Source organism: Phocaeicola sp. HCN-6420, from assembly GCF_037890145.1.
Lineage (GTDB): Bacteria > Bacteroidota > Bacteroidia > Bacteroidales > Bacteroidaceae > Phocaeicola.
Window position 1 is genome coordinate 1 of record NZ_JBBKBJ010000028.1, and the last position, 13,132, is coordinate 13,132.

Consider the following 13,132-nt stretch of genomic DNA (forward strand, 5'->3'; position numbering starts at 1 on the left):
GCGGTACACGATGTTGTCAAGGGCGGCATCAAGGTGAAGAAGTCCATTGAGTTGGTGGCGGAAATATCCGAAATCTACGTGCGAAACTATCAGAACATGCTGGCAGACCCGAACTACACGCCGGATGAACTCACCGCCATTTCAGCCGGGTACGCCAAGCTGCTCTCCGAAAGTGCGGACGTGTTGCAGGACTTGAAGAATGTAGTGAACGTGACGGGCATGTCGCTGACGGATGCCGAAAGGCTGGCGGTAATCAACAACGCCTATAAAAGCCTGCTCAACTACCGCAACCTCGTGAACTACTACACCCGAAAGAATATATCCGTGTCCTACCTGCGGGCGAAGAAGAAGAACGACACCGACCGGGTGCTGGCTCTCTACGGCTCGGCGGATGAACGCTACTGGTAACATATAAATCGGTATGCCTATGTTATTAGCAGCGGTGGATTTTGACAACCTGCACCAAGTGTTGCGGGTGCTGTACGATGAAATGATGCCCTTGTGCAGCAACATGACGGGGGTAGCCAAAGGGATAGCCGGGCTGGGAGCTTTGTTCTATGTAGCCGCCAAAGTGTGGCAGTCGCTCGCACGTGCCGAACCCATAGACGTGTACCCGCTCCTGCGTCCCTTTGTGTTGGGGCTGTGCATCATGTTTTTTCCAACTTTCGTGCTGGGGACTATCAACACGGTGCTGTCGCCAGTGGTGAAAGGGTGCAACCAGCTTATGGAAACGCAGACTTTCGACATGAACGAGTACCGGGCGCAGAAAGACCGACTGGAATATGAAGCCCTGATGCGAAGCCCCGAAACGGCTTACCTCGCATCGGACGAGGAATTTGACCGACAACTGGAAGAACTGGGCTGGTCGCCCTCCGACATGGTGACTATGACGGGCATGTACATGGACAGGACGGCTTATAATATAAAGAAGTCCGTCCGGGACTGGTTCAGGGAGTTATTGGAAATGCTCTTTCAGGCGGCGGGGCTGATTATAGACACGCTGCGCACGTTCTTCCTAATCGTGTTAAGCATACTGGGTCCGCTGGCGTTTGCGATTTCCGTCTATGACGGTTTCCAAAGCACGCTGACCCGGTGGATTTCACGCTATATCTCCATTTACCTGTGGCTGCCCGTGTCGGACTTGTTCAGCAGCGTGCTGGCACGCATACAAACCCTGATGCTCCAAAAAGACATCGAGCAGCTTTCAGACCCGGATTTCATCCCGGACGGGAGCAGTACCGTGTATATAATCTTTATGATTATCGGCATCGTGGGCTACTTCACCATTCCAACGGTGGCAAGCTGGATAGTGTCGGCTGGCGGTACGTCTGCCTATAACCGCAACGTGGCACGGGCTGGTTCAATCGCCGGAGCTGCGGTCGGTGCGGCAAGCGGGAAAGTAACCGGGAAACTACTCAAATAACCAACATCAATATTTAGTATATGGAATTTAAGTCATTAACGAACATCGAAACGAGTTTCCGGCAAATCCGGCTCTTTGCGCTGGTATTCATCTGCCTGTGCGCACTGGTGACGGGCTTTGCCGTGTGGAACTCGTACAGCTTCGCCGAAAAGCAGCGGCAGAAGATATACGTCCTCGACAACGGCAAAAGCCTGATGCTGGCACTCTCGCAGGACATGGCACAGAACAGACCCGTGGAAGCCAAGTCGCACGTGCGGCGTTTCCACGAACTTTTCTTCACCTTATCACCCGAAAAGGGGGCTATCGAAAGCAACATCAAACGCTCGTTGTTTCTCGCCGACAAGACCGCTTTCAACTATTACAAGGACTTGGCGGAAAAGGGCTACTACAACCGGGTGATTTCCGGAAACGTCACGCAGACGGTGGAGATTGACAGCGTGAAGTGCGACTTCGACCAGTACCCCTACAAGGTGAACACGTATGCCCGCCAGTTGATTGTCCGAGAAAGCAGCCTGACGGTGCGAAGCCTTGTGACCTCGTGCCGGTTGCTTAACGCCACACGGAGCGACAACAACCCGCACGGCTTCATCATCGAAGCGTTCACCATTACCGAGAACAAGGATTTGCAGACCATTAAAAGATAGCCTTATGGAGAGAAAACGAAACCACATCGAAAAGGTGCGGGACTGGGCGGACGACCGACTGCGCCGAATGTGCGGACGGATTACGCCGGGCAAAAGGCTGGCGGTTATCCTCCTAATGTTCTTCTTTTTCGGCGGCTTGTCTATCTACATCACCGTTTCATCAATCTACAATATCGGGAAACGGGACGGGCAAAGGCTGCAAATAGAACACATCAGACAACTGCCGTTGCACGGCAATGACACAACCCAAAGTATCAACCCGTTAAACAGACCGCAATATGGAAGAAGTACAGAAGAATGAGAACGGCACGACCGCACCGCAGGCGGACGGGAAGCCGAAAAAGGAAAATAAGCCCAAACGGGAACTTACCCCGCAGCAGGTGCAGCAGCGCAGGAAAATGATAGTCTTCCCGCTGATGTTCCTTGCCTTTGCAGGGTGCATGTACCTGATATTCGCACCCTCCGGCAAAGAGGACGTGAATGTGGAAAGCGTGGGCGGCTTCAATGCCGACATACCCCTGCCCGCAGAGGACGGGATTATAGCCGACAAGCAAAAGGCTTACGAGCAGGCGGTGACAAGCCGCAAACAGCAGGACAAGATACAATCCTTGCAGGACTTCGGTTTCACGCTGGATGATGATACGGAAGAACCACAAGAGGAAATCAACCTGCTGCCGGAAGAAGATCCGAAGCCACAAAGGGGCGGCGGTACTTCTTCACGGGCGGCTTACCGGGACATCAACCGCCAGTTAAGCACGTTCTACGAAACGCCCCCTGTGGACGAGGAAAAAGAGGACTTGAAACGGCAGGTGGCGGAACTGACCGACCGACTGAAACAGCAGCAGAACGCCACGCCTACGGCTGACGACCAAATGGCACTCTTGGAAAAGTCCTACGAGCTGGCGGCAAAGTACATGAACGGGCAGGACGGACAAAGGGGGCAGATTGCCCAAATACCGACAGCCGGGCAGAACGGCGGCGGCATCGGCACTCCGGCTATTCCGGTGCAGGCTATCCGGGAAACGACCATTTCGGGATTGCAGCAGCCCATGAGCGATGCCGACTTCATCCGGGCTTACAGCCAGCCACGAAACTACGGCTTCAACACGGCGGTAGGCACGGGGTACGCTATGGGAAAGAACACGGTAGCCGCCTGCATACACCAAGACCAAACGCTGGTGGACGGGCAGGCGGTGAAACTACGGCTGCTCGAACCCATGCAGGCGGGAAATATCGTTGTGCCGAAGAATACCCTTGTGGCGGGGACGGCAAAGGTGCAGGGCGAACGGCTCGACATACTGGTGTCCTCGATTGAGTACGCTGGCAACATCATCCCGGTGGAACTCGCCGTGTTCGACACGGACGGGCAAAAGGGGCTTTCCGTCCCGTCCTCTATGGAGCAGGAAGCGTTCAACGAAGCTATGGCGAATATCGGAAGCGGGCTGGGTACAAGCATTTCCTTTGCCCAAAGTGCCGGGCAGCAGGTGGCTATGGACGTGACAAGGGGATTGCTGCAAGGAACGTCCGGCTACCTCGCCAAGAAGTTCCGAACCGTGAAAGTGAAGCTGAAAGCAGGCTATAAAGTCATGCTGTATGCCAAACAACAATAACCATTTTATCAACCGTTAAAATTTCAATTAGCAATGAAACAGATTTTTGGATTGTTCGCCCTCTTACTGGGCGTGTGTGCGGCAAACGCACAAACCGCTGACACCGTGAAGTATGCGGCTGGCAACGACTTGTACCGGGGGATTACCCGGAAACTCCCGTACCGCCAAATGGTTACGCCCTACGGTGTGGAAGTGACCTTTGCCAAGACGGTGCATATCATCTTCCCCGCCGCCGTCCGCTATGTCGATTTGGGAAGCAACCACATCATAGCGGGCAAGGCGGACGGTGCGGAGAACGTAATCAGGGTGAAAGCCACGACAGAGGGCTTTCCGGGAGAAACGAACTTCTCCGTTATCTGCGAGGACGGCAGTTTCTTTTCGTTCAACGCCAAGTACGCCCGTGAACCGGAAATGCTCAACATCGAGATGAAGGACTTCTTGGAGAATGAAGATACGTCCGATTTCTCGCATACCCGGATGAACATCCATTTCCGGGAACTGGCGGGTGAAAGCCCGCTATTGGTGAAGCTGATAATGCAGAGCATCTACAAGAACAATGACCGGAAAGTGCGCCACTTGGGTAGCAAGCGTTTCGGCATACAGTTCTTAATCAAGGGGATTTACACCTATAACGGGATGCTCTACGTGCACACGCAGACAAAGAACAGTTCCAACGTGCCTTTCGACACGGACTTCATCAGGTTTAAGATAACCGATAAAAAAGTGCCCAAACGCACGGCTATTCAGGAAACGGTACTGGATGCGGTACGCAGCTACAACGAGGTGATAGAGATTGCCGGGAAATCGACCGTGCGCACGGTGTACGCCCTGCCGAAGTTTACCATTCCTGACGACAAGCTGCTGGTCGTGGAACTCTACGAGAAGAACGGCGGGCGGCATCAGACCATACGGGTGGAAAACGCCGACATCGTGAACGCAGAAGTGATTGACGAACTAAAAATCAAATAGGGAATGAAAAGACACATCTTTATAATGATGCTCTTTGCGCTGTGCCTGACCTCGTTTCAGGCACACGCACAAAGATACCTGCCGGGCATGAAAGGCTTGCAGGTCACGGCGGGCATGACGGACGGGGTGCATTGGAACGCTGGCAGTGATTTCGCCTACCACATCGGGGCGGCGTACAGCGTTTACACCAAGAACGCCAACCGCTGGGTGATTGGCGGCGAATACCTGCACAAGAAGTATGACTACAAGGATATGCAGATACCCGTGGAACAGTTCACCGCAGAGGGCGGCTATTACCTGAAATTCCTATCGGACAGACGAAAGACCTTTTTCCTTTCATTGGGCTTGTCGGCTCTCGCCGGGTACGAAACAAGCAACCGAAGCGAAAAGCTGCTGCCGGACGGCTCTACCTTGCTGGATAAGGACTGCTTCATTTACGGCGGTGCGCTGACGCTGGAACTGGAAACCTACCTGACCGACCGGGTGGCTCTGCTGTTGAACGCAAGGGAACGGGCGTTGTTCGGCTCGGACATCGGCAAGTTCCACACGCAGGTATCTTTGGGACTGAAATTCATTATCAACTGACCGCTATATAATAATGTATATGAAGAATGTAATGTATAAAATCATCATGGGCTGCTACATCGTGGCCGCCCTCGTGCTTGTCACCGCCTGTAATGACAACTTGGATATTCAGCAGGCGTACCCGTTCAGCATCGAAACACTGCCAGTACCCAAAAGGCTGAAAGTCGGGGAAACCGCCGAAATACGCTGCCGACTGGTGCGTGGCGGCTATTACCAGCCGACTGCCTATCAGATAAGGTATTTCCAGCCGGACGGCAAAGGAAAGCTGGAAATGGATAACGGCACGGTGTTCCTGCCCAATGACCTCTACCCGCTGGAGAAAGAAACGTTCAGGCTCTACTACACCTCGGCATCGACAGACCAGCAGACGATTGACATTTATATCATCGACAGCTTCGGGCAGATGCAGCAACTTACACTATCATTTAATAATGACAGCAGCGAAGAAGGAACGGAAACAATAACCCCCTAATAACAAAACGACATGGTAAAAATAGAATTGGATATAGAAGGCATCTCGTGGTACATAGAAACCACGTTGGAAACAGATACAGTTCCGGCAGTAGGTGACATCATCATTGTGGACAAGGACTGTATTTCCGAACGTGACAGTGCTGAATTATGGAAAACGCCGTCCAATCAGGTATTCAAATGGGCGGACGAAGAAGATGATGCGCCCGTAATGGTATGGTTCGATTGCGAAACGGAAATGCTTGTCACTAAGCGGACATGGAAATATGACATCGAGGAAGAAGAAACCGTGTGCATACTTGGTGTAAAATTTATTCACTATGAGGATTTATAGTTGCGACATCCGTTTTTATCATCCTCTTGGGAAACCGGGTATGGAATGATACGCAAAGCGTAAATATCGGGCAGACAGCCCGCCGGGAAGCATCGGCGGGCTGTTTCCATGATAGGGAAAACGAAAGGCTTCTTTGTTACTTTCTTCACCCGCTGGCAGGCTCACGGAAGAAAGTAACGGCGGCAAGCAGCCGCCGTCCTCTATCAACTGGTTTTAAGGCTCTTTATGGACGTGTATTTCTCTAACCACACCTTTACCTGCTCCATGTTATATTCGCCCGTGATGATTGCCGTATGGTCGTCTATGGCTACAAACCGGACACTTTCATAGCTGTTTACCCAGCCTTGCAGGGAACAGACGCCCCACGTGTCCACATCTGCAAAAACACTGCGGTCTATCCGGCTGATTGGCTCGCCGAAAACTACCGTCATTATCTGAAAGTCCGGTTTGTCCTCCAACAGTTGCAAATGATGCAGCGTGCCGAACTCGTCTATTTTGCGCCCCCACGCCCACACATCATTATACAAATCATCGCCCCACTGGTGCGGGTGGTCGAAACGGACTTTGACCGCTATGGAATGCTGGTCGTCTTGGATGTCCTCGATAACGCCCGTTACCATTAAGCCCGTAAAAATACACTCGCAACGCCTGCCGATAAGCTCCTTGTTTACTTCTGTCGTTTTCATGTCCCTAAAATTTACTTGTTTATTACTCCGTTCTTCTTCGCTACCCATTCGTCACGCCTGCGGCGGCACTCGTCCAGCGTTTTGGCTACCGTGCTGAAAAGTTCGCCGTCCGTGTGGCGGTAGTCATATTGATAATAAATTTGTCCCCTGAAAGCCCCTAAACGGCATTTCACGAACTTTTCTTCTCCCGGTGTTTGGGTGATGCTTACCCCGTTTTTGTTAAGTGACTGCATGATGTCTTATTTTTTTATGGTTATAAACTTGGTTGTTTTAAGCGGGCAGGGCTTTGACACCCCGCCCGGATTGGTTGTTATGCCGCCCGGAACACAAAGCCGTCATCAAACCAGTAATCGCACATGAACAGGTCACGGGCAAACTGTTTGTAATCGAAATAGGTCTTTGCGAACTCCGGCAGGTCGTAACATTCCTCTACAATTTCATAGGCGAAATCTTCTTCATCGTCATATTCCCCTTGATATTCATCCCGGAAATCACGTACAAGGTCGTCCGCATCTTCCTCGCCCAAATCATGGCTTTTATAGTTGCACCACACGAAAAAGGCTTCCTGCTCGGTGTCGCTCAAATCCTCCACCGCATCACGCAGGGCGAAGAAGTTTTCAGAAATCCAGCTTTCGTCGATTAAGCCCTCCGGCACGTTCTCCCAGTCCTGAAACATGTATTCCGCATCTTCCTCGTCCTTGTGAAGTTCCCGGCAGGCTTCATAAAATTCTTCCTTGTCCGAATAGTCCGAAAGGTCGAGCCATGCGCCGGACAATGAACCGTTGTTGTACTTGGCATAAGTGCCTACATAAACTTTTGCTTCCGATAATACCTTTGCTTCCATATTGCTGTAATTTTTAAGTTTTTAATTTTATGCGGATTTGAGAGGTGAGGGAGTTGAAGTTTCACTGAACTTTTTTCCTGTTTCCCGTAAATCCGACTTTTTTTTTATGCGTCTTCCGGTCGGGTCGGTCGTTTTCGTTTCACATAGGCGTAAAAGGGTAGTGTTTAGAGTTTGCAAGGTTTTGGGCAAAAAATACCTCGCAAGGCAGGGAAGATTTTTTCGCCAAACCGGAACGGCTCGACCTTGCAAAATCGTGAAGAACACGTAACTACCTTTGCCTATTGAAATGATTAAAACGACTGTCCCGGCTGGGGGACTGCGTAAGAGGAAGATTTACAGATAGGGAAACAGGGGAAAAGTGCCTGTTCTCTTTCATCTTTTAGGGAACACTCCATGCGGGCGGGAAAGGCAAGGGTGTTGTGAGCTTGCTTGCAATACGCTTGTGCGGGTTTCCAACGGCTCTTTTCACGGAATACAGTCAGCCATGCCACGCACGGCTGGCGTTTCGGGGAATGTGCCAGTTGGAAAAGGATATAAAAAATACGGGTAGTCGGTGGACTGCCCGCAAGGTGGAAGAATGTACTTCATTGGGATATAGTTTGTTAGGCGGAATTTCGTTACCGAAATCGTTACCTATTCGTTTTTGTCACGGTTATAGGTAACGAAACCTACCGGGCGGCGTTCTTTCTGTTGTTTCGACTGGCTCAAAAGCTGGGTAAGGGCTTGGTACAGTTCGTTGAACTGCGCATCGGTGCTTACCTCCAGTTCCTCGATGCGCCTTGACAGTTCCTCGTAACCGATTGCCATTTGGCGCATGAGGACAAAAGCCCGCATGATTGAAATGTTTACTTCTATGGCTACTTTGGAGCGGAGAACCGAAGAAAGCATGGCTACGCCCTGCTCGGTGAAAGCCATAGGCATAGCAACGCCGAAGTTGTAATCAGGGGGTATCACAAAATGTGATACCCCTATGGATAACAGCAAGTTAGCTTCCTCTCGGGTGAGTACAAACATAAAATCACCCGGAAAACGCTCGATATTGCGCTTGACCGCCTGCTTCAAGGCTCGTGTTTCCACTTGGTAGAGTTCTGCCAAATGATAATCGAGCATCACCCGGCAACCTCTGACCTCAAAAATCTTGTTTTGGATAATCTGCAAATCCATAATCGTATATTTTAGGAGATTTAGCAATGTTGGAATAATAGTAAGGACTGGTCACAAATTGTGACCAGTTCCATATAATCAAGATTACATGGCAACTTCCTTGTAAATCTTCTCGATGCCGACAAACTTCTTGTCAAGCCCCTGCATATCGCTGCCTATCTTGCTGTTGGTGATGCGGGCGTAGATTTGCGTAGTTTCTATGTTTGTGTGTCCCAGCATCTTGGACACCGTTTCAATGGGTACGCCCTTTGACAGCGTGGTGGTCGTGGCGAACGTGTGCCGGGCAAGGTGCACAATTTAAGCAAAAGCAACGGAAAGTGAATATGAGAGAAATGAACTGCAAGTGGTTGAGAATGAGCAATATTTCATAATTCTGCCAAATGTCTGCAAAGCAAAGCCGAGCAGGATATTGAGTTATTTCAGTTACCAAACCGTTAGCGGTCAGTTACCGAAACCAACACTGCTAACGAGGTGAAAAACAAATAGTTTGTCACCAGTGTTTGTTGCACTGTTCTGCACAACTTTCAATGACGGAGAATGCTTACTGATTGATTATTTTTGCAAACTAAAAAAGTAAGCAGATGAAAGTTGAAAAATTCAAGGTGTTGCTCTACCTTAAAAAGAGCGGATTGGACAAGAACGGTAAGGCTCCCATCATGGGACGCATCACCCTCAACCGAACAATGGCGCAGTTCGGTTGCAAGTTGTCATGTACGCCAAAGTTATGGAATCCACGTGAGAGCAGACTTGACGGCAAGAGCAAGGAGGCTGTGGAAGTGAACGCCAAGATTGACAAGCTGTTGCTGGCAATAAACTCAGCCTACGAGTCACTTGTGGAGCGCAAGACGGATTTTGACGCAAAGGCGATAAAGGATCTGTTTCAATGCAGTGCAGACACTCAGATGACCTTGTTGAAGCAGCTTGACGCCATCATTGCGGACATTGAGTCAAGAATCGGCATCGACTACAAGAAAGGCACACTTCCAAACTACCAGTACACTCGCCTGACATTGGTATTGTTCGTCAAGAAGCGTTATGGAACTGACGATGTGGCATTCGGTGAGCTTGACGAGCAGTTTATCCGTGAGTACATGGACTTTTGCTTGGACCAGAGAGGTCTTGCACTTGATACAGTCCGCCACTATCTCGCCATCTTGAAGAAGACCTGCCGAATAGCTTTCAAGGCAGGACACTCCGAGCGTTATCATTTTATGCACTTCAAGCTACCTCAAAAGAAAGAGAATCCACCAAAGGCATTGACACGTGAGGACTTCCTGAAAATTCGTGACCTCGAAATACCAGAGCGAAGAAAATCGTTGGCTTTGACCCGTGACCTTTTTCTTTTCGCCTGCTATACAGGCACGGCTTATGCCGATACTGTTTCTATCACGGAAGAAAACCTCTTTCGTGATGAGGAGGGCAGCCTTTGGCTGAAATACCATAGAAAGAAGAACAAGATGCTTGCACGTGTGAAATTACTGCCAGAGGCACTTGCCATGTTGGAGAAATACAAAGACCCGACAAGACCTACTCTTTTACCGCCACAGGAATTTCGAGTGCTGAGAGGTAACATGAAAAGTCTCCGAGTACTATCTGGCATAAGTATGGATTTGGTCTATCATGTTGGACGGCACAGTTTCGCATCGCTCGTTACGCTCGAAGAAGGTGTTCCGATAGAGACTATCAGCAGAATGCTTGGTCACAACAACATTCAGACCACGCAAATCTATGCACGTGTCACCCCGAAAAAGCTATTTGAGGATATGGACAAGTTCATCGAAGCCAACAAGGACTTCAAGTTTGTCCTGTAATATTATCACAAAATAAGAAAGGAACATAACAATGAGAAGTACATACAAGCAGTTTTATTATATCAACCGTGGAAGAGTAAAGGCAGACGGAACCACATCTATATTTTGCCGTATCACGATTGACGGCAAAGTGTCAGCCATAGCAACAGGTCTTTACTGTGCTCCCGAAGAATGGGACACGAAAAAAGGTGAAGCCAAGAATGCAAGAGTGAACGGACAACTGCAAGCGTTCAGACTAAGAATTGACGAAGCCTACGAGCAGGCAACAAAGGAAAAGGGCATCGTTACCGCCGAGATTCTGAAGAATGTTATTGTTGATGCAAATACTATCCCGATGACATTGCTTGCCACTGGCGAGGAGGAGCGTGAACGCCTTAGGCTGCGCTCCATCCGTATTAACTCAACATCTTCTTATCGCCAATCTAAGACATCGCAGCTCAACTTGCGAGAGTTCCTCGGGTTACGAGGAATGAATGACATTGCATTTGAAGATTTGACTGAGGAATTTGGCAAATCTTATAAGTTGTTCTTGATTGGCAAAGGGTATAGTGCATCCAATACGAACCATAATCTCTGTTGGCTGCAACGCTTGGTTTATATCGCTGTTGACAGAGGTCTGCTGAAATTCAATCCATTGGAAGATGTCGGATATGAAAAGACAGGCTCACCAAAGCGTAGACATATATCCAGAAATGACTTGCTGCTCATTATGGAGACTCCTATGGAGGATAAGGCTTTGGAGTTGGCACGCAGAATGTTTGTTTTCTCCAGCCTTACAGGTTTGGCTTATGTCGATTTACGTAACCTGTATCCACACCATATCGGGATGACGGCAGACGGTAGAAAATACATCCGTGAGAAAAGAGCAAAGACCAACAACGAAGCGTTCATTCCCTTGCATCCGATAGCTGAACAAATAATGTCGCTATACAATACAGCGGATGATAGCAAACCTGTTTTTCCTCTTTCTTCACGTGATTCCATGTGGTTTGAATTTCATTCACTCGGTGTGGCTTTGGGTATCAATGAGAACCTTACCGCACATGTTGCAAGACATACATTCGGAGTAAACATGGTTACTTCGGGCATATCAATGGAAAGCATCGCTAAGATGATGGGGCATTCCAACCTGCGAAGCACCCAGATCTATGCCGTCATCACCGATGACAAGATATCCAAGGACATGGACAAACTGATGCAGCGCAGAGAAACAAAAGAAACTGACCAGAATAAAAATAAGGAGGACGGGAAATGAACAGAGGGATAATAACAATCAGCGAGAGCGGAACGGTATCCATGCCGACCGATACTGTATGGATGACCATGCAGGAGATTGCCGACATGTATAATGTGTTCGGCTGCTATGTGCGCAAGGCTGTCAAGGCTGTATTCAAGGACGGCATTCTGAAAGAGCAGGGTGTGTGTCGTCATGTCAGGAAGAACGACCGCATCAGCTATGATGTGTATAGCCTTGAACTCGTCATTGCGGTAGCCTTCCGTATTGACAGCATTGAGAGCAGAGCCTTCCGGGAGTTCATCATGCAAGCCATCATCAAAAAGCAGACAAGCCGCACTAAACTGGTCTGTATCTTTACAGAGAATGCAATGGCATAGACCTGCCATAAAGCAACGTTCCTTGGAGGCTTTGCGCCTCCAGCCACTTGGGCGAACCACCGCAGTGTGTTTTAGCATGGTATTAGATTTATACAGGTAACACAAATGATACCCGGCAAACACGAACAACTCGGTATAGCCAATAAAACGAGGCGACAACCTATAACAACCACGCTCGGTAAGTTATACGTTGTCGCCTTGTTCATTTCACCCCACTCATCAAGGACATGTATTTCTCCTACAAGCCCTTCATTCTGTACGCCTCACGATAGTTAGCCATCAGAATCTTCTGAATGTCGGACTCGCGGTAGAGTATCTTTCCGCCAAGCTGGATATACGGGATGACACCGTTGTTTCGGTAGTCCTGCAGGGTTCTTCGGCTCAGTTGCAGCCTGGCACAAAGCTCCTTGTCCGTCATGAAGCGCTCACCGTCAAGCATGGGGCGGTAGTTCATCACGGCACGTTCAAAATTGTCAACCATTCGGTTGAGGTGGTTCACGATGTGGTTCATCCACTCGCTGTTTCTTGTCATTACTTCATTGCTCATAGTTGTCTCGTTTTATTGTTGACACTTACGTTACCCGGTTTACTTGCTGCTTTGGATTAAGTGGCTGTTGTATATTGACAGCCTAACCTGTGCGCTTGCGAAAGCGCATGTCCTTTTTCTTGTCCTCCACTACTGCTACGATAGCCATCACGTCCTCCGGCTTGTAGTAGGTCTTGTGGCTGATTTGCGTATAAGCCAAAGTTCCGTTGTCCCGAAGCGTCTGCACTGTCCGTGGGCAGATGTTGAGCGTCTGACACACGTCCTGCGTGTCGAGCCACTTGTTCATGGTCTTGTCCTCACTGCGCTCACGGATTCTGTCCATGCGCTTCACGAAGTTCTCCAACTGGGCATCAAGATAGTTGAATGCCTCTTCCTCGAATACGATGAATCCCATACTTTTCTTTTTTCTAAGTTAATACTATGTTGTATG

Annotated in this window: 18 protein-coding genes and 2 pseudogenes; 12 read left to right on the forward strand and 8 right to left on the reverse strand. The window is 49.4% G+C overall.

Annotated elements, in window-relative coordinates; translation table 11 throughout:
* The 9 genes and pseudogenes from WKT12_RS13270 to WKT12_RS13310 form a co-directional block, all read left to right on the forward strand.
* Positions 1-408: pseudogene (locus WKT12_RS13270) on the forward strand (DUF4141 domain-containing protein); the annotation flags it as partial.
* 19 nt (positions 409-427) lie between these two features.
* Entirely contained in the window at positions 428-1,423 is a 996-nt protein-coding gene (gene traJ, locus WKT12_RS13275; RefSeq protein WP_122145304.1) for a conjugative transposon protein TraJ, read from the forward strand.
* A gap of 20 nt (positions 1,424-1,443) precedes the next feature.
* A complete protein-coding gene (gene traK, locus WKT12_RS13280; RefSeq protein ID WP_004308760.1) occupies positions 1,444-2,067 on the forward strand; it encodes a conjugative transposon protein TraK in 624 nt (207 codons plus the stop codon).
* A gap of 4 nt (positions 2,068-2,071) precedes the next feature.
* Positions 2,072-2,368, forward strand: a complete 297-nt coding sequence (locus tag WKT12_RS13285) for a TraL conjugative transposon family protein (protein WP_007845742.1) — start codon at positions 2,072-2,074, stop codon at positions 2,366-2,368.
* Positions 2,346-3,677 (forward strand): conjugative transposon protein TraM, encoded by a 1,332-nt coding sequence (gene traM / locus WKT12_RS13290; RefSeq protein WP_215710321.1) that lies wholly within the window; start codon positions 2,346-2,348, stop codon positions 3,675-3,677. Before WKT12_RS13285 ends, traM begins: the two co-directional genes overlap by 23 nt.
* A 33-nt stretch (positions 3,678-3,710) precedes the next feature.
* Complete coding sequence (gene traN / locus WKT12_RS13295) at positions 3,711-4,646, forward strand: conjugative transposon protein TraN (protein WP_007845745.1); 936 nt, start codon at positions 3,711-3,713, stop codon at positions 4,644-4,646.
* Between the two features lie 3 nt (positions 4,647-4,649).
* Positions 4,650-5,231, forward strand: coding sequence for a conjugal transfer protein TraO (locus tag WKT12_RS13300; RefSeq protein WP_007845747.1), 582 nt, complete (start codon positions 4,650-4,652; stop codon positions 5,229-5,231).
* 13 nt (positions 5,232-5,244) lie between these two features.
* The gene (locus WKT12_RS13305) at positions 5,245-5,703 is read left to right on the forward strand and encodes a DUF3872 domain-containing protein (RefSeq protein WP_118147061.1); all 459 of its coding nucleotides are present in this window, start codon (positions 5,245-5,247) and stop codon (positions 5,701-5,703) included.
* A 12-nt stretch (positions 5,704-5,715) separates the two neighbouring features.
* Positions 5,716-6,036, forward strand: a complete 321-nt coding sequence (locus tag WKT12_RS13310) for a hypothetical protein (protein ID WP_004327301.1) — start codon at positions 5,716-5,718, stop codon at positions 6,034-6,036.
* Positions 6,037-6,239: 203 nt separating this feature from the next.
* Here the strand turns inward: WKT12_RS13310 and WKT12_RS13315 are convergent, their stop codons facing one another.
* The 6 genes and pseudogenes from WKT12_RS13315 to WKT12_RS13340 all read right to left on the reverse strand — a co-directional run.
* On the reverse strand, positions 6,240-6,722 hold the full coding sequence (locus tag WKT12_RS13315) for a DUF7258 domain-containing protein (RefSeq protein WP_118147062.1): 483 nt from the start codon (positions 6,720-6,722) through the stop codon (positions 6,240-6,242).
* A gap of 11 nt (positions 6,723-6,733) precedes the next feature.
* Complete coding sequence (locus WKT12_RS13320; RefSeq protein WP_005924228.1) at positions 6,734-6,955, reverse strand: DUF3873 domain-containing protein; 222 nt, start codon at positions 6,953-6,955, stop codon at positions 6,734-6,736.
* 77 nt (positions 6,956-7,032) lie between these two features.
* Positions 7,033-7,566 (reverse strand): antirestriction protein ArdA, encoded by a 534-nt coding sequence (locus tag WKT12_RS13325; RefSeq protein ID WP_004329650.1) that lies wholly within the window; start codon positions 7,564-7,566, stop codon positions 7,033-7,035.
* Between the two features lie 290 nt (positions 7,567-7,856).
* Complete coding sequence (locus WKT12_RS13330; RefSeq protein ID WP_080597449.1) at positions 7,857-8,057, reverse strand: hypothetical protein; 201 nt, start codon at positions 8,055-8,057, stop codon at positions 7,857-7,859.
* Positions 8,058-8,199: 142 nt separating this feature from the next.
* Complete coding sequence (locus WKT12_RS13335; RefSeq protein ID WP_117887854.1) at positions 8,200-8,730, reverse strand: ORF6N domain-containing protein; 531 nt, start codon at positions 8,728-8,730, stop codon at positions 8,200-8,202.
* 84 nt (positions 8,731-8,814) lie between these two features.
* Positions 8,815-9,021: pseudogene (locus WKT12_RS13340) on the reverse strand (tyrosine-type recombinase/integrase); the annotation flags it as partial.
* A 290-nt stretch (positions 9,022-9,311) separates the two neighbouring features.
* Here WKT12_RS13340 and WKT12_RS13345 point away from each other — a divergent pair.
* From WKT12_RS13345 to WKT12_RS13355, 3 genes are read left to right on the forward strand one after another with little or no spacing between them, the layout of a single operon-like run.
* On the forward strand, positions 9,312-10,541 hold the full coding sequence (locus WKT12_RS13345; RefSeq protein WP_217743438.1) for a site-specific integrase: 1,230 nt from the start codon (positions 9,312-9,314) through the stop codon (positions 10,539-10,541).
* A 31-nt stretch (positions 10,542-10,572) separates the two neighbouring features.
* Positions 10,573-11,796: a site-specific integrase gene (locus tag WKT12_RS13350; RefSeq protein WP_340319984.1), complete on the forward strand. Its 1,224-nt coding sequence runs from the start codon at positions 10,573-10,575 to the stop codon at positions 11,794-11,796.
* Positions 11,793-12,155 carry a hypothetical protein gene (locus WKT12_RS13355; RefSeq protein ID WP_340319985.1) on the forward strand — a complete coding sequence of 121 codons (363 nt, stop codon included), beginning with the start codon at positions 11,793-11,795 and terminating at the stop codon, positions 12,153-12,155. Before WKT12_RS13350 ends, WKT12_RS13355 begins: the two co-directional genes overlap by 4 nt.
* 238 nt (positions 12,156-12,393) lie before the next feature.
* Here WKT12_RS13355 and WKT12_RS13360 read toward each other — a convergent pair whose 3' ends face one another.
* The gene (locus tag WKT12_RS13360) at positions 12,394-12,702 is read right to left on the reverse strand and encodes a helix-turn-helix domain-containing protein (RefSeq protein ID WP_025066990.1); all 309 of its coding nucleotides are present in this window, start codon (positions 12,700-12,702) and stop codon (positions 12,394-12,396) included.
* An 82-nt stretch (positions 12,703-12,784) separates the two neighbouring features.
* Complete coding sequence (locus WKT12_RS13365) at positions 12,785-13,096, reverse strand: helix-turn-helix domain-containing protein (RefSeq protein ID WP_008656559.1); 312 nt, start codon at positions 13,094-13,096, stop codon at positions 12,785-12,787.
* Between the last annotated feature and the right edge of the window lie 36 nt (positions 13,097-13,132).

Excerpts from the sequence above, each read along its gene's own strand:
- WKT12_RS13360 (WP_025066990.1), bottom strand. The coding sequence starts at position 12,702 with ATGAGCAATGAAGTAATGACAAGAAACAGCGAGTGGATGAACCACATC.
- traJ (WP_122145304.1), top strand. The coding sequence starts at position 428 with ATGTTATTAGCAGCGGTGGATTTTGACAACCTGCACCAAGTGTTGCGG.
- traN (WP_007845745.1), top strand. The coding sequence starts at position 3,711 with ATGAAACAGATTTTTGGATTGTTCGCCCTCTTACTGGGCGTGTGTGCG.
- WKT12_RS13315 (WP_118147062.1), bottom strand. The coding sequence starts at position 6,722 with ATGAAAACGACAGAAGTAAACAAGGAGCTTATCGGCAGGCGTTGCGAG.
- WKT12_RS13285 (WP_007845742.1), top strand. The coding sequence starts at position 2,072 with ATGGAGAGAAAACGAAACCACATCGAAAAGGTGCGGGACTGGGCGGAC.
- traK (WP_004308760.1), top strand. The coding sequence starts at position 1,444 with ATGGAATTTAAGTCATTAACGAACATCGAAACGAGTTTCCGGCAAATC.
- WKT12_RS13345 (WP_217743438.1), top strand. The coding sequence starts at position 9,312 with ATGAAAGTTGAAAAATTCAAGGTGTTGCTCTACCTTAAAAAGAGCGGA.
- WKT12_RS13305 (WP_118147061.1), top strand. The coding sequence starts at position 5,245 with ATGTATATGAAGAATGTAATGTATAAAATCATCATGGGCTGCTACATC.
- WKT12_RS13350 (WP_340319984.1), top strand. The coding sequence starts at position 10,573 with ATGAGAAGTACATACAAGCAGTTTTATTATATCAACCGTGGAAGAGTA.
- traM (WP_215710321.1), top strand. The coding sequence starts at position 2,346 with ATGGAAGAAGTACAGAAGAATGAGAACGGCACGACCGCACCGCAGGCG.
- WKT12_RS13325 (WP_004329650.1), bottom strand. The coding sequence starts at position 7,566 with ATGGAAGCAAAGGTATTATCGGAAGCAAAAGTTTATGTAGGCACTTAT.
- WKT12_RS13355 (WP_340319985.1), top strand. The coding sequence starts at position 11,793 with ATGAACAGAGGGATAATAACAATCAGCGAGAGCGGAACGGTATCCATG.
- WKT12_RS13320 (WP_005924228.1), bottom strand. The coding sequence starts at position 6,955 with ATGCAGTCACTTAACAAAAACGGGGTAAGCATCACCCAAACACCGGGA.
- WKT12_RS13335 (WP_117887854.1), bottom strand. The coding sequence starts at position 8,730 with ATGGATTTGCAGATTATCCAAAACAAGATTTTTGAGGTCAGAGGTTGC.
- WKT12_RS13300 (WP_007845747.1), top strand. The coding sequence starts at position 4,650 with ATGAAAAGACACATCTTTATAATGATGCTCTTTGCGCTGTGCCTGACC.
- WKT12_RS13365 (WP_008656559.1), bottom strand. The coding sequence starts at position 13,096 with ATGGGATTCATCGTATTCGAGGAAGAGGCATTCAACTATCTTGATGCC.
- WKT12_RS13310 (WP_004327301.1), top strand. The coding sequence starts at position 5,716 with ATGGTAAAAATAGAATTGGATATAGAAGGCATCTCGTGGTACATAGAA.